The organism is Myxococcus xanthus (assembly GCF_006402735.1).
GTDB classification, from domain to species: domain Bacteria; phylum Myxococcota; class Myxococcia; order Myxococcales; family Myxococcaceae; genus Myxococcus; species Myxococcus xanthus_A.
Genome location: NZ_CP017174.1, coordinates 770,478 through 785,564 on the forward strand (window position 1 = coordinate 770,478; position 15,087 = coordinate 785,564).

A 15,087-nucleotide genomic window follows, 5' to 3' on the forward strand; every position below is an offset into this window, starting at 1 on the left:
GTGCGCGCGTGCCTGGACACAAGGCGCCTACGGTGTGACGCCCGGCACCCACACGCCCCAGTCCGTGAGCTGCGTGCCTCCACCGTTGGGCGTGATGCGGTCAAGCAGTGGCTGGAAGCGGGCCTCGTGGGCCAGCCCCGCCAGCGCATCCTCCCAGGGGTCGGCGGCGTAGGCCTGGACGCGGACGTTGTTCGCCTGGGGCTGCGCGGTCTCGAACTGGAGCGCCGGCACCCGGTGCGTGCCCACCGTCAGCGTCTCGCGCTTCGCTGGTGCGGCGAGGCCCTCGGGGGCAGGGGGCCATTGCCGTGCGTCCAGTGACTCCCAGATGCGCGCGAGCACCGCCTCCTCCAGTGGCACGGCTTCCGCCTGGGCGAAGTCCGGGCACGCCGCTCCCGAAATGGGCGGCGTCGCCTGCTGACGCAGGATGAAGCCTCGCTCCGCGGCCTGGCAGGTGCGCAGCACGGACGTGGTGCCTTCCGTCTCCATCCGCATGTCGAACCAGGTGCCTGGGCCCCAAGGGCGGGCGAGCGCTGGAGGCAGGCCGGTGCCACCTTCCTGTCCCTGGCGCGCCTCCACCAGGGTGAGCTGTGAGCCGCCGCCCATGCCGAAGCCCGACAGCGTGATGCTCGCGTCGAGCAGGCCATTGGTGAGGTACAGCAGGCCCGGCGTCGTCGCGTAGAGGCGGTTCTCCAGGGGGCCGTCGAATGCCCGCTTGTCATTGAGGTACCGCTTCGCCTCCCACTGGCGGCCCGCGGCGGTGAGCTGCTCGGTGCTCTGCTTGCCCTCGCGGGGGACCTCCAGCGCACGCGACTCATCCGCTCGCATGGGCACCACCAGCGGCCGCGCCAGCATCGGCTGCCGCGACGGCGCGCCGCCATCCTCGGTGAAGTAGAGCGTCACCCAGACCCAGGGCAGCTCCACGGCGACGACCTCCAACGTCACCACGCCGGCTACCGCGGCCTCGGGCACGGTGCCGGGCTGCTGCCGGCCCATGGCCTTGCGGTTGGCGGAGAAGGAATACGCCACGCGGTCGCCCACGCGAGCCCGCAGCCAGGGCGAGTTGCCGCGCCGCGTTGGCGTCTCCGTCTCCGTCTCCGTCTCCGTCTCCGCCTCCGCCTCCGTCACGGTCTCCTGGGTGGAAACTTCCGGCGGGGCGGTGGTGCCGTCGGAGGGCGTGGTGTGGGGCTCCACGCTCTTGCAACTCGTGCCAAGGGCCAGGGCCGCGCACAGCATCGCGGGGCGGGACAGGGAGGAGGCGATAGGCTTTGGCATTCGGGCAACCTCGGCGGTGAGGGGCATTGCGTCACCCCTGTCGGACCTTGATACACCGGGGCGTTGGCCCGCCCTCAACTTTCTGGAGTTCCGCGTCCCATGACCACGAACCTGCGCATTCGTCGTGTCGTTCTCTATAAGCATGGCGTCGGCTACTTCGAGCGCCGGGGAAAGGTGAGTGGCAGCGACATGCTCCACCTGGACTTCAAGGCGCGCGACATGAACGACGTGCTGAAGTCGCTGACGGTGTTGGACTTGTCGGGCGGCTCGGTGTCGGCGGTGAGCTACGACTCCACGAAGCCGCTGGAGCAGCTCCTCGCGGAGGCCACCATCCGCATCCCGGAGGACGGCAGCCTCATGGCGCTGCTGGGGCAGATCAAGGGCGCGCGCGTGCGGGTGCGCGTGGGCGGCGCGCAGGTGGAGGGCTCCATCATCGGCCTGGACTCGCTGGCGGTGGCGGCCGGCGAGACGAGCCTGATGCGCCCGTTCCTGTCGCTGCTGGTGGGCGCCTCGCTGCGGACCTTCGACATCCTGGACGTGGCCGAGCTGGAGTTCCTGGACGAGGCGGTGCGCAAGGATTTGGAGTTCTACCTGGCCACGGTGCTGTCCTCGTACAAGAAGGACTCCAAGCGGATGGCCATCCTCACCTCGGGCCAGGGCGAGCGCGAGCTGTTCGTCAGCTACGTGGTGGAGTCACCGGTGTGGAAGACGAGCTACCGCATCCTCCTGGATGAGGGCGAGCCGCCGCTGCTCCAGGGCTGGGCGCTGGTGGACAACACCGGGGACGAGGACTGGGTGGACGTGAAGCTGTCGCTCATCGCCGGGCTGCCGGTGTCCTTCGTGCATGACCTCTACAACCCCCGGTACATGAAGCGGCCGGTGGTGGAGGTGCAGACGGAGGCCGCCGCCGCGCCGGTGATTCCTGAGGAGAGCTTCGGCAGCGCCGGGGACATGATGATGGAGCAGGAGATGGCCGCGCCGATGATGTCCGACATGCCCGCCGCGGCCCCCATGGCCGCGCCGCGCCGTTCCCGGGCGGAGAAGGCCATGTCGGTGGGCGGCCCTGGCCGTGGAGGCCCGAGCCGGCGCGAGGCCATGGAGAAGAGCGCCGCGGTGACGACGCTCACGAAGGAGGTGGGGGACCTCTTCGAGTACGGCGTGGACCGGCCGGTGACGGTGCACCGCAACCAGAGCGCGCTGGTGCCCATCCTGCACAAGCCCTTCGAGGGCAAGCGGGTGCTCCTCTACAACCGGGCCACGCGTGAGAAGAACCCCATGGCGTGCATCGAGCTGAAGAACACCACGGGGCTCACGCTGGAAGGCGGCCCGGTGACGGTGTCGGAGGACGAGCGCTACGTGGGCGAGGCGATGCTCGACACGATGAAGCCGAATGACCGGCGCTTCGTGCCCTACGCGGTGGAGCTGGGCTGCGTGGTGTCGATTGAAGACCGCACGGAGGACGGGCCGGTGTTCCGGGTGGCGGTGAACTCCGGGATGCTGGTGGCGGAGTACTTCCACGTGCGGCGTACGACGTACGTGTCGCGCAACAAGGGGCAGCGGGCGCAGGTGCTGTTCGTGGAGCACCCGCGCCAGGGCTGGGAGCTGGCCAAGGATGCTCCGGAGCCCGCGGAGACGACGGACGGCTTCTGGCGCTTCAAGCGGGAGCTGGCCGCGGGGGCGCAGGACTCGCTCACCGTCACCGAGCGCACACGGGGGCAGCGCCAGTACCTCATCTCCAGCATGGGGCTGGACCAGGTCTCCTACTTCGTGTCGCAGCGCTTCGTCGACGAGAAGATGGCGGGCGCGCTGAAGGAGGTCGTCGCGCAGCGCGAGCAGGTGGATTCGCTGGCGAAGGACGAGCAGCGCCTGCAGGAGGAGCGCAACCAGCTCTTCCGGGACCAGGAGCGCATCCGCTCCAACATCGAATCGCTGAAGAGCGGGGCGTCGCAGCGTGAGCTGGCGGACCGCTTCGTGTCCAAGCTCAACGAGCAGGAGGACCGCCTGGAGGCCATCGCCCGCGAGTTGGAGCAACTGGCCAAGCAGCGGCAGGAGGCGCAGAAGGCGCTGAACCGCCGCATCCAGGCGCTCAGCTACACGGTGGACCTGTAACCCGCGGTGGGCTGCCCGGACCGCACCGGGCAGCCTTCGCTACCCGGAGAGGATGCGCCAGCGCAGCGTCCCGTCCTTGTCCGGCGCGACGATTTCCACGCGCGGATTCTTGGCGCTGGAGCATTCCAGGTACGCCTTGAAGCCTCCCGCCATCTCATGGAGGGCCACCGGCGTCTGGTAGGTGAACTGGCGCAGCAGCAGCATGCCCGTGCCGTTCTCCTCCTGGTGCAGCAGCTCCCCCTGGTCGCAGTAGGAGCGCCACATGCGCCGCGCCATCCCCAGCACCATGTTGGGCGTGGTGAAGCGCAGCACCATCTTGAAGATGGAGTGGATGTCTCGCAGGGTGACTTCGTAGCCCACCGTGTGGGCCCCCTCCGGCTTCCCGTCGAAGTGCCGGTCCACCACGTGCTGGATGATGCCGAAGTACGTCTCCACCGGCACCCAGCCCACCGCCAGCGTCGTGCGCGGGTCCGCGTGGGGTTGCAGCTCGGGAAGCAGCGACTCCACGGCCGTACGCGCGGTGTCCTCGCCGAAGCGCTCGTGCACGTAGGCCAGCAGGTTCTGGACGGTGAAGCCCTTGTAATTCACTCCGGACAATGAGGCTGTCACGCTTGCGATACCCCCCGCTCCAACCTGTGAGCCGGCCTTGGCTCACAGGAGGGTTGCGGCAAAGTCGTATGCTAGAGCACTCCACGACACGGCGGAAATAGCGGTACGCGCCAATTCCCCGCGACAGCCACGTTGCGCCCTGGATTCCCCGCCTGTCCTGAGCGCTCAGCGCTGGAAGGCGCGGTAGACCTCCACGCCGGCCACCACCGTCAGCCGCACCTCGGCGCCGGGCAGCGTGGTGACGGGCCCGTCCACCGGGTCCACCGACAGTGCCACGAAGTCCGCGTCCATGCCGGGCTGGAGCCGGCCGCGCCGGGCTTCGGCGAAGGACGCGTGCGCCGCGCCCACGGTGAAGCCCTCCAGCGCCTCCTGCCCGCTCAGCCGCTGCTCCCCGTACCAGCCGCCGTCCGGCAGGCCCCGGACGTCCTGACGCGTGCGCGCCGCGTACAGGCCCGCCAGCACGTTGGGCCGCTCCACGGGGAAGTCGCTGCCCAACGCCAGCACCGCGCCGGACGCCTTCAGCCGCTGCCACGCGTAGGCCCCGCGGATGCGCTCCGCTCCCACGCGGGCCTCCGCCCACGGCATGTCGCTGGTGGCGTGCGTGGGCTGCACGCTGGCGATGAAGCCGCTCCTGCCCAGCCGTTCAATGTCCTCGGGGCGCATGATTTGCGCGTGCTCCACGCGGTGCCGGCCGGACTGGAGCGTGCCGGTGGCCTCGGCCGCGCGCGCGAGCACGTCCAGCACCACCGTGTTGGCCCGGTCTCCAATCGCATGCGTGCACACCTGGAAGCCCTTCGCCATGAAGGCGCGCACGCGCGCTTCGTACTCCGCGGGGGACAGCAGCAGCAGGCCACGGTGGCCGGGCTCGTCGCTGTAGTCCTGGTGCAGCGCCGCGCCCCGGCTGCCCAGCGCGCCATCCAGGGTGAGCTTCACCGCGCGCATCGTGAGCATGCGCCCCTCATAGGGGCCGTCCTTCAGGTACGTCTCCCGGTCGCCCGTCTGGCCATCCGCCATGGCGTAGACGCGCAGCGGCAGCTTGCCTTCCTTGTCCCAGCGCTGGAGCAGGCGGAAGGTGCGCAGGTCCATGCCCGCGTCGTGGACACCGGTGAGACCCACTTGCGCGCCGCGCTGGAGCGCCGCGGTCAACTGCGCCGCGTGCTGCGCGTCCGTGGCGGGCGGCAGCACGGACTCCACCAGCTCCATGGCGTTGTCCACCAGGATGCCGGTGGGCTCTCCGCCCTCGCCCCGGAGGATGCGCCCGCCCGCCGGGTCCTTCGTGTCACGGGTGATGCCGGCGCGCCGCAGCGCCTCGCCATTGACCCACAGCGCGTGGCCGTCCACTCGGCTCAGCGCCACCGGACGCAAGGGAAAGCGCTTGTCCAGGTCGGCGCGCGACGGGAAGGTCTTCTCCGGCCAGTCGTTCTGGTCCCAGCCGCGGCCCAGCAGCCACTCACCCTGGAACGCGGAGGAGGGCGCCGAGGCGAGCCGCTCCAGGGCCTCCTCCTTGGTGTCCACGCCCTGCAGGTCCACCGTCACCAGGCCGCGGCCCAGGCCCGCCAGGTGCCCGTGCGCGTCGGTGAGGCCCGGCACGACCGTGGCGTTGCCCAGGTCCACCACGCGCGCGTCCTTCCCCGCGGCGGCGAGCACCTCGTCCTTCGTGCCGGTGGCCAGCACCTTGCCATCCTTCACCGCGAGCGCCTGCACCTGGGGCTTCGCCGGGTCCAGCGTCCGGATGCGCTGGGCCACGTACACCGTGGTGGTCGCGGTGGGCTCCGGCACGGGGCCCGGGTTGTCGTCCACGGGCGCCACGCGCCGGGCGCAGCCCGAAAGGCTTGTCAGAAGGAGTACCGCTCCGAGCAATCCACCACTGAGTCGTCGCAAGCTCATGTCTGGCACCTGTCTGGGAGCCCGCGCCAATTCCTGGCGCGTCCGGCGCGACACTCTGGCGCACCCAGAGGAGGAGGCCAAGCACTGGCGTCCCCCTCCGAGCGTGCCTACGTCACTACAGGTTGGTGGGGCACGGTTGCGTGCGTGGCGAGCAGCCCGTGGATTCAACCTGATAGGTCAGCTCGTACTTGCCGCCGTGGCCTTCCAGCACCGCGGTGAAGGTCCCCGTCTGGCCGCGCAGCGTGGTCCAGCCAATCTGCTCCTGCACATCGAAGATGTGCATGCTCTTGTCCCAGAGCGCCACCAGCTTGCCGCCCGCGCCCACCGTGTTCGTCGTGAACAGCAGCGGCGGCGGATAGGAATTCAGGGGGCTCCACTCCACCCGCTTGTTCGGCGTCATGTAGTCGTCGTTCCAGATGACCTCGGACTGATGGTCGCCGGTGACCTCCGCCTCCAGCCAGGCCTCGTCGTTGCCGTCGATGTCCGACGTGGTGATGCACTTCAGGGACAGCAGGTTCGCCCGCCAGAACAGCGTGTAGTAGGGCCAGTCGGGGTCGGGCTCGCCGCCGCCACCGCCGCCCTCACAGGACGGGTCATTGCACTGCGCCGGCGGCGCCAGGCTGGCCTCCTGCAACTGCTTCTCCATCGCGATGATGTCCACCGGCTTCGCGTCCGCCGCCTGCGCGTCCACGCTCTCCATTGCGTCCGCCTCCACGGGCGGCTGCGCCGGCTCCATGCGCTCCGTCCCACAGGCCGTGAGCGCGAGCACCGCGCCCATCGTCAGCCCCAGCGTCTGCCGCTTCGTCTTGCTCATCCGCATCTGCGCTTCCTTCAGGTGTCTGGCCCCAACAGCCTGGATACGCAGTGCTTCACGAAGTCTGGCAATTCGCGGATGCGGAAAAGTCAGCCCTCCCTCACGGATGGTTGGGATGGAGCCGGTGGCGCATCGACGTGCGCTGGTTCGTGTATCGCGGGTTCTGGAACAGCTTGATGAGCGCCATGCCCGCCACGAAGCCACCGATGTGCGCCCAGAAGGCGACGCCGCCGGACGCGTCCGCGCTCACCGTGTTGAGCTGGGGCAGGCCGCTGAAGAGCTGCACGCAGAACCACCACAGCAGCACCGCCCACGCGGGCACGGAGAAGACGCGGATGAAGATGACGATGATGAACAGCATGTTCACCCGCACCCGTGGATAGAGCAGCAGGTACGCGCCCATGACGCCGGAGATGGCGCCGGAAGCGCCCACGGTGGGCACCGGCGAGCTCGGGTCCACCAGCAGGTGCGCCGCCGCCGCGGCCAGTCCGCACAGCAGGTAGAACACCACGAAGCGCAGGCGGCCCATGCTGTCCTCGACGTTGTTGCCGAAGACCCAGAAGAAGAGGCAGTTGCCCAGCAGGTGTCCCCAGCCGCCGTGCAGGAACATGGAGGTGATGGGGGTGAGGAGGTTGATGGGCTCGTTGTCCACGACGCACGCCAGCCCGTCTCCGAGGGGAACGGGGAGGCCCAGCGCCGCCTTGCCCGTCAGCTCGCCGGGCACCATGCCCAGGTTGCAGACGCTGGCCGCCAGCCGGTAGGCGTCCAGGCCGGCGCCCTGGATGAAGACCCAGACGAAGCCGATGGTGCCGAGCAGCAGGTATGTCACGACGGGAGTGCGGAGGGTGGGGTTGTCGTCGCTGATGGGAATCATGTGGGGGCCCCATCATGCGCATCTCCCTGGCGGGGCGCGGCGGCGGAGGGGGCCTGGATGTGCGGCGCTGGACGCATGGACACCCATACGGGCGGAGCGGGTGGGATGCTTGCCCAGGGAAACCATCCCCGGGGAGACTTGGCTGCGGGAAGAAAGTTGAGGGATGTTGAGTCGCCTCATACTCCCGTGGAGTCCTGAGAAATGAACCTGTCGATGCTGTCGCGCGGCGCCGCCGCGCTCCTCGTGGTCGCCGCGCTGTCCCTCACCACCACTGGTTGCGCCGGCCGCCGCCGCGAAGCCTTCCTGCTGGAGAAGGCGCGCAACCACGTCTACCGCAAGCCCGTGGCGGAGGTGTATCCGCAGGCGCTCGCCCTGCTGAAGGAGAAGGGCTACTCCTTCAAGACGGGCCAGGGCGGCTTCGAGGCCACCACCGAGTGGTTGATGCAGGGCGCCCCGTCGTCGCTGGGCACCACCCAGGTGCGCTACCTGGTGCGCGGCATCGAGAAGGGCCCGGGCCAGTGCTCGGTGGAGCTCACCCGGCAGCTCGTCACGCAGTCCGCGGGCGCCGCCAACACGTCCGGCCGCGCGAGTGACATCACCGAGCCCGCCGTTCGGGCTGACGGCGGCAACATCACCCGGGACGAGGCGCTTGAGTGGGAGCTGGTCCAGCTCGTGGACGCCGAGTCCGCGTCGGCCCTGCGCGCCGAGTCCGAGAAGATTCAGTAGCCTCAGTCCCGGAGGGGCAATTCGACGGTGAACCCGTCGAAGGCCACCTCCACCGGCCCCTGGTACTCCTCACGCGCCTGCGTGAGCAGCTTCGAGGGGTCGGTGTCGTGCCGGCTGGAGAGGTGGGTGAGCACCAGCCGCCGTGCTCCCGCCTCTCGCGCCACACGCGCCGCTTCCCGCGCGGTGGAGTGCCGGGTCTCCACGGCCCGCTCCTGTTCGTCGTCGGAGAAGGTGGACTCGTGGACCAGCAGGTCCGCGTCCTTCGCGGCCTTCACCATGGACGGGCACGGGCGCGTGTCCCCGGAGATGACCAGCCGGCGCCCGGGGCGCGGCGCGCCCAGCACGTCCTCCGGCTTCACCGTCCGCCCGTCCTCCAGCGTCACCGGCTCGCCCCGCTGGAGCTTTCCGAAGCTGGGGCCCTCCGGCACACCCAGCGAGCGCGCCACGTCCAGGTTGAAGCGCCCGGGCCGGTCGTCCTCCACCAGCGCGTAGCCCAGGGCGTTGATGCGGTGGTCCACGCCCACCGCGTGGACCGCGTAGCCCTTGCGTGGCACCACGTCACCGTCCTTCAGTTCGTGAATCTCCACTGGGAAGGACATGGACTCCACGCCCAGGTGGACGGCCTGGTGGAGCAGGCGCTTCGCGGAGGGCGGGCCGTACAGGTGGATGGGCTCTGAGCGCCCCGTCATGCCCAGCGTGCGCAGGAAGCCGATGATGCCCAGGTAGTGGTCCGCGTGGAAATGCGTGAAGAACACCGCGTCCACGGTGAAGCCGGTGCCGTAGCGAACCATCTGCCGCTGGCTGCCCTCACCGCAGTCGAAGAGCAGCAGGTCCGCGTGCGCCTTCACCGCGAGTCCGGACAGGTTCCGGTGCAGCGTGGGCTGCGCGGCGGATGTACCGAGGAACGTGAGCCTGAGGAGGGACATGCCGGCACTTCCCACGCGTTAGAGGACCTCCCGCGCCAGTCAACCGCCGACGCGAGGGGGCCATTTACCAGGGTTGGAGGCACCCATGCTATGTGGCCGCCCCCGACCTCGGACTTCACCATGCCTGAATCCCTGACCTTCGCGCCGACTTCGGACCCTCGCCGCGTGCGCGCGCCGGATGGCCGCGTGCTCACCGTGCCGGACGGCTGGGCCCTGCTTCCCCCCGGTGACGCCGGGCTCACCCGCCGCGTGAAGGCGGCGGGGCCTTCCTGGACCGTGGCGGAGAAGGTGGGCCGCAAGCTCTTCTCCCGGGGCGTGTGGGCGCCGGAAGCGCACATCCTCCGCGCCCGCGCCGTCCTCGAGGCCGAGCGCGCCACCCCCGCCTACGAGAAGAAGCTGGCCGCCGGACGCGAGCGCCGCGCCCGCGAGCAGGAGGCCTACGAGGTCGACTTCGCCAACGCCGTGCTGCGCTTCCTCGCCTTCTCCCCGGCGTGGCTGCCGCACGCCAAGCGCATGGCGGTGCTCGTCGCCACCCATGCCACCCCCGTGGGCAGCGGCACCGTGGCCCGCACCGAGCGCATCCCCCTGGAGCGCCGCGCCGAGGCCGCCGTCATCGCGTGGATGCGACATCAGACCACGAGCTACGACGACATGCGCATCGCTCGGGTGAAGGGCGCCCGGCGGGAGGTGCGCCGGGAGCTGGCGGACATCTCCCGCGCCGTGCTGGACCTGCACCGTCGCGATGCTCCCCACGGGCCCGCAGCGTGCCCGCTGTGCACCGCGCTGACGCGGACCTGAGCGGCGGAACGCACCCACAGTCGCAGTCTTTGGATTACTGACCCGGTGTTCAGAAACCTTGTGTGGTTAATGACCGGCGGGTTAGGAATCCGGCCAGCATGGCCCGTCCCGCCGACCCTCACGCTCGCAGTGCGCTGGTGTCCGCGGCCCGGCGGGAGTTCGCTCGCCGGGGGCTGAAGGGGGCGCGCATCGAGGACATCACCGCCGCGTGCGGGCTGTCCAAGGGCGCCTTCTACCTGCACTTTCCGTCCAAGGAGGCGCTGTTCGGGGAGGTGGTGGGCGCGTTCGAGTCCGGGCTGATGGAGATGAACGGGCGTCGCATGGCGCGCATGGAGGGCTTCTTCCAGACGCACGGCATCCCGGGCGCGCAGGACCGCATCGAGCGCAGCGAGCGCTACCTGCGGTTCCTCCAACTGGAGAAAGAGCACGACCTGGAGGCCCTGGATTGGGTGTGGGAGTTCCGGGACGTGTCCCTGGTCCTCACCAGCGGCAGCCAGGGCACGGAGTTCGAATCCCTGCTGTGGCGCGTGACGGATGCCCAGGTGGAGCGCATTTCCCACGACTTCCGGCGGCTGCAGGAGGCTGGCGCCATGGACCCGGAGTTGGACGCGCGAATCTTCGCCTCCATCATCGTCGGGTCCTTCCTGCTGCTCTCCACGCAGATGGCGCGGCTGGATGAGAAGCCGGACCTGAACGCGTGGGCGAACACGCTCCAGCGGCTGTGCCAGGAGGGCACCCGTCCGGCGTCGCCCGCCCCGTCCAAGCGTGTTGCGCGGCGGCCTCGTGCCGCCGCCGAGAACCCCCGAAAGACCTCGAGGAAACGCTCGTGAAACCCAACCTGAAGCCGTCCGCTGTCCGCGTGTTCGCCGCGGCGGGCATGGCCGCCGCCGTGCTGTCGCTGACCGCATGCCAGAAGGCGGATGCCTCGTCGTCGCCGCCCGCCAAGGGCTCGGCGCAGGAGGTGGTGCCCACGGTGAAGGTCGTCTCCGCGCGGACGGTGCGGGCCGCGCCGAGCGAGTCGGTGACGGGCACGCTGTTTCCCGCGCAGGGATTGATGGTGGGCTTCGAGGTGGGAGGCCGCCTGGCGGTCGTCCGGGTGAAGAAGGGGCAGGGGGTGAAGAAGGGCGATGTGCTGGCGCAGCTGGACCCGGAGATCGCCGACGCGCAGGTGGCCCAGGCTGAGGCCGCGGTGGCCGCCGCGGAGGCCGCCTCCACCATGGCCGCCGACGTGGCCGCCCGCAACGAGAAGCTCCAGCAGCAGGGTGGGGTGAGCGAGGTGGCCCACCGCACCGCCAGCGCCAATGCCGCGCAGGCGCAGGCGCAGTGGATGGCCGCCAAGGCGCAGCTGGCCCAGGCGCGCGCGTCCCGCCGCCGGCACGAGCTGCGGGCGCCCTTCGACGGCACCATCATCGACGCACCGGAGCAGACGGGCGCGACGGTGGCGCCGGGCACGCCGCTGTTCAACCTGGAGCGCCTGGACACGCTGCTCTTGAAGACGACGGTGTCGGAGGCCCTGCGCTCGCAACTGGAGCCCGGCGCCAAGGTGCGCGTGGAGTCGGTGGGCGCGCGCGTGTCCTCGGACGAGGCGGTGGTGCGCACCATCCTTCCCTCCGCGGACCCCGCCACGCGCCGCATCCCGGTGGAGCTGGCCGTCCCCAACGCGGATGGCCGCTTCGTGGCGCACACGCTGGCGCGGGCGGTCCTCTCACTGGGGCAGGCGCAGGACGCCCAGGTGCTGCCGGGCAGCGCGTTGTCGGCCCTCAACGGGGACCATGTCTGGGTGGTGGCGTCCGGTCAGGTGCGTCGTGTGGACGTGCGGGTGTTGGAGCGGCGCGAGCAGGGCGAGGTGGTGGTGCTGGCGTCCTCGCCGCTCGACTCCGTCGTTGACCACCCCACTCCGGGCCTGTCGCAGGGCGCCCGCGTCTCCGTGAAGTAGGGAGCCCTCTCCATGCTGCTCAGCGACGTCTCCATCCGCAGGCCCGTCTTCACCGCGATGTTGTCGCTGTGCCTCGTCGTGCTTGGCCTCATGGGCCTGGGCCGCCTGGGCACCGACCTCTATCCGGACGTGTCCTTCCCGGTGGTGGTCATCAACACCGTCTACAAGGGCGCGGGTCCGGGCGAAATCGAAACGCAGGTCATCAAGCCCCTCGAAGACGCCGTCGCTGGCATCAGCGGCGTGGACAAGATTCACTCCTACAGCCGGGAGAACGTGGGCATCGTGGTGGTGCAGTTCAAGATGACCGCCCCGCTGGACCGCGCGGTGCAGGACGTGCGCGACAAGGTCGCCGGCATCGTCAGTCGCCTGCCCCAGGACGCGGACGCGCCCGTCATCGGCCGCGTGGACCTGGGGGCCACGCCCATCCTCACCTACGCCGTCTCGGCGGCGCTGCCCTCGCAGGAGCTGCGCCGGCTCATCGACGACCGCGTGAAGCCCGCGCTCGCGCAGTTGGAAGGCGCCGCCGAGGTGCGCGTCACGGGCGGTGACACGCGCGAGGTGCAAATCGACATCGATTTGGACAAGGCGCGCGCGGCGGGCGTGTCTCCGCTGGGCATCGCCCAGCGCGTGGCGTTGGAGAACCTGGACCTGCCCGCGGGCCGGCTCCAGCTGGGCGCCTCCGAGATGACGGTGCGCTCGCTGGGGCAGTTCCAGAACGTGGATGAAATCCGCGACCTGCCGGTGGCGCGCAGCGCGACGGGCGCGCAGGTGCGGTTGGGCGAAATCGCCAGCGTGACGGACGGCGTGGCGGAGCGGCGCACCCTGGCGCGCCTCAACGGGCAGGACGCCGTCATCCTGGAAATCGTCAAGCAGCCGGGCTCCAACACCGTCGCGGTGAGCGATGCGGTGCGGCAGGTGATGTCGCAGATGGGCTCGGTGGTGGGGCATGGCTTCCAGGCCACGCTGCTCATCAACCAGTCGGACCTCATCCAGGAGAACGCGCACGAGGTCTGGGTGGCGCTCATCTTCGGTGGCGCGATGGCGGTGCTCATCATCCTCATCTTCCTGCTGGACGTGCGTGGCACCTTCATCTCGGCGCTGGCGCTGCCCACCTCCGTGCTGGGCACCTTCTTCGTGATGTACGTGCTGGACTACACGCTCAACCAGATGACGCTGCTGGGCCTGTCGCTGGCCATCGGTCTGCTCATCGACGACGCGGTGGTGGTTCGCGAGGCGATTACCCACCGGCTGGAGAAGGGTGAAGACCCGGTGAGCGCCGCGTCCAACGGCACCAAGGACGTGGGCCTGGCGGTGCTCGCCACCACGCTGTCGCTGGTGGCGGTGTTCGTGCCGGTGGCCTTCATGCCCGGCATCGTCGGCCAGTTCTTCCGGCAGTTCGGCATCACCATCTCCGTGGCGGTGCTGATTTCCCTGTTCATCTCCTTCACGCTGGACCCGATGATGTCGGCGCGGCTGGCGAAGCGGCGCGTGCCGGGCGAGGTCCGCCAGGAGAACGCGGTGGCCGCCGCGCTGCGCCGCTTCCTGGACGGCACCGAGCGCGTCTACGAGTCCATCCTCCGCTGGGTGCTGGCGCACAAGTGGACGACGGTGGGCCTCACGCTGGTGCTGCTGGTGGTGTCCTTCGGAGGCGCCAGCCGCCTGGGCATGGAGTTCATGCCCGCGGAGGACCGCTCGCAGTTCTTCGTGGACCTGACGCTGCCGGACTCGGCCAGCATCCGGGAGACGGAGGCCCGCACCGCCGACGCGGAGGTGCTGCTGCGCCAGCTGCCGGAGGTGACGGACGTCTACTCCATCGTCGGCAAGGACGGCGATGTGAACAAGTCCCGCATGCGCGTGCTGACGGTGGGCAAGGACGCGCGCACCAAGGGCATCCAGGTGCTGAAGGAGGATGCACGCGCGCTGCTGGAGCCAGGGCTGGTGGGCACGCGGGTGAACCTGAGCGACCCGCCCATCCTGGAGGGCATGGGCGACTACTACCCCATCATGGTGCGCATCACCGGGCCGGACCTGGCGCGCGTCAATGAGGAGGCCGAGCGCGTCGCGGGCATCCTCCGCGAGCTGCCGGGCACCGCGGACGTGCGCGTGGAGTCCAACCCGCCCAAGCCGGAGATGCAGGTGCTCATCGACCGGGCGCGCGCCAGCGACGTGGACCTGCACGCGGGCGCGCTGGCCACGCAGCTGCGGCTGGCCATTGGCGGTGACGTGGTGGCGAAGCTGCGCGAGGGCATCACCGAGACGGACATCCGCGTGCGCCTGTCGGAGAAGGACCGCGCCACGCCGGAGCGCGTGCGCCAGTTGGAGGTGTACACGCCCAGCGGCCTGCGCCCGCTGACGGACGTGGCCCGGGTGGAGATGAAGAACGGCCCCAGCCTCATCGAGCATGAGAATCGCGAGCGGCAGATCGCCGTGTACTCGCAGCTGGGCCCGGGCGCGGCGCTGGGCGACATCGCCCGGGAGCTGAAGGCGCGCGTGGCGGCCCAGTCGCTGCCACCGGGCTACGCGCTCATCTACGACGGGCAGATGAAGAACCTGGACGAGCAGAACGACGCCTTCGGCGCGGCGTTCGGTCTGGCCTTCGTCTTCATCTACATGGTGCTCGCCAGCCAGTTCGAGTCCTACAAGCACCCGCTCACCATCATGGTGTCGCTGCCACTGGCCCTGGTGGGCGCGCTGTTGGGACTGGTGGTCACGGGCTTCCACCTGTCCATGGGCGCCATGATTGGCATCATCCTGCTGATGGGCCTGGTGACGAAGAACGCGATTCTGCTCATCGACGGCGCGCTTCAGAACCTGCGGGAAGGCGACACGGTGGACGAAGCGCTGCTCAAGGCGGGCCCGCGCCGGCTGCGGCCCATCCTGATGACGAGCGCGGCCATGGCCATCGCCATGGTGCCCACGGCGGTGGGCACGGGCACGGGTTCCGAGTTCCGCGCACCCATGGCCATCTCCGTGATTGGTGGCGTCATCACCTCCACCTTCCTCACGCTGCTGGTGGTGCCGGTGGTGTTCGCCGGCATGGAGCGCCTGGGCTTCAAGCGCAGCCGTCCGCGCGACGATGCCGCCGCCGCGCCGCCGCACCAGGTGGAGCCCAAGCCCGGTCAGGCGGCCTGAGGTC

General features: G+C 70.0%; 12 protein-coding genes. 6 read left to right on the top strand and 6 right to left on the bottom strand.

What is annotated here, in order from left to right; all coding sequences use genetic code 11:
* Positions 1-27: 27 nt before the first annotated feature.
* On the bottom strand, positions 28-1,272 hold the full coding sequence (locus tag BHS09_RS03370; RefSeq protein WP_237080171.1) for a DUF6068 family protein: 1,245 nt from the start codon (positions 1,270-1,272) through the stop codon (positions 28-30).
* Between the two features lie 99 nt (positions 1,273-1,371).
* Between BHS09_RS03370 and BHS09_RS03375 the strand changes: the two genes are divergently transcribed.
* Complete coding sequence (locus BHS09_RS03375; protein ID WP_140797144.1) at positions 1,372-3,381, top strand: hypothetical protein; 2,010 nt, start codon at positions 1,372-1,374, stop codon at positions 3,379-3,381.
* A gap of 39 nt (positions 3,382-3,420) precedes the next feature.
* Here BHS09_RS03375 and BHS09_RS03380 read toward each other — a convergent pair whose 3' ends face one another.
* The 4 genes from BHS09_RS03380 to BHS09_RS03395 form a co-directional block, all read right to left on the bottom strand.
* The gene (locus tag BHS09_RS03380) at positions 3,421-3,969 is read right to left on the bottom strand and encodes a hypothetical protein (protein ID WP_237078408.1); all 549 of its coding nucleotides are present in this window, start codon (positions 3,967-3,969) and stop codon (positions 3,421-3,423) included.
* 186 nt (positions 3,970-4,155) lie between these two features.
* Entirely contained in the window at positions 4,156-5,877 is a 1,722-nt protein-coding gene (locus BHS09_RS03385; protein WP_237080172.1) for an amidohydrolase, read from the bottom strand.
* Positions 5,878-5,992: 115 nt separating this feature from the next.
* Positions 5,993-6,691: a hypothetical protein gene (locus tag BHS09_RS03390; RefSeq protein WP_237080173.1), complete on the bottom strand. Its 699-nt coding sequence runs from the start codon at positions 6,689-6,691 to the stop codon at positions 5,993-5,995.
* Between the two features lie 100 nt (positions 6,692-6,791).
* Positions 6,792-7,565 carry a rhomboid family intramembrane serine protease gene (locus BHS09_RS03395; RefSeq protein ID WP_140787171.1) on the bottom strand — a complete coding sequence of 258 codons (774 nt, stop codon included), beginning with the start codon at positions 7,563-7,565 and terminating at the stop codon, positions 6,792-6,794.
* A 201-nt stretch (positions 7,566-7,766) separates the two neighbouring features.
* Between BHS09_RS03395 and BHS09_RS03400 the strand changes: the two genes are divergently transcribed.
* Entirely contained in the window at positions 7,767-8,291 is a 525-nt protein-coding gene (locus BHS09_RS03400; protein ID WP_140787173.1) for a hypothetical protein, read from the top strand.
* A gap of 2 nt (positions 8,292-8,293) precedes the next feature.
* On the opposite strand, the gene rnz is transcribed toward BHS09_RS03400, so the two are convergent.
* The gene (rnz, locus tag BHS09_RS03405) at positions 8,294-9,217 is read right to left on the bottom strand and encodes a ribonuclease Z (protein WP_140797147.1); all 924 of its coding nucleotides are present in this window, start codon (positions 9,215-9,217) and stop codon (positions 8,294-8,296) included.
* A gap of 120 nt (positions 9,218-9,337) precedes the next feature.
* Between rnz and BHS09_RS03410 the strand changes: the two genes are divergently transcribed.
* The 4 genes from BHS09_RS03410 to BHS09_RS03425 all read left to right on the top strand — a co-directional run bounded on the left by BHS09_RS03410 (position 9,338) and on the right by BHS09_RS03425 (position 15,083).
* Positions 9,338-10,015, top strand: coding sequence for a DUF2293 domain-containing protein (locus BHS09_RS03410; protein WP_140873157.1), 678 nt, complete (start codon positions 9,338-9,340; stop codon positions 10,013-10,015).
* A gap of 98 nt (positions 10,016-10,113) precedes the next feature.
* Entirely contained in the window at positions 10,114-10,845 is a 732-nt protein-coding gene (locus BHS09_RS03415) for a TetR/AcrR family transcriptional regulator (protein ID WP_237078010.1), read from the top strand.
* Positions 10,842-11,951 (top strand): efflux RND transporter periplasmic adaptor subunit, encoded by a 1,110-nt coding sequence (locus BHS09_RS03420; RefSeq protein ID WP_140797149.1) that lies wholly within the window; start codon positions 10,842-10,844, stop codon positions 11,949-11,951. Before BHS09_RS03415 ends, BHS09_RS03420 begins: the two co-directional genes overlap by 4 nt.
* A 12-nt stretch (positions 11,952-11,963) precedes the next feature.
* Positions 11,964-15,083: an efflux RND transporter permease subunit gene (locus BHS09_RS03425; protein WP_140797150.1), complete on the top strand. Its 3,120-nt coding sequence runs from the start codon at positions 11,964-11,966 to the stop codon at positions 15,081-15,083.
* The last annotated feature ends 4 nt before the right edge of the window (positions 15,084-15,087 follow it).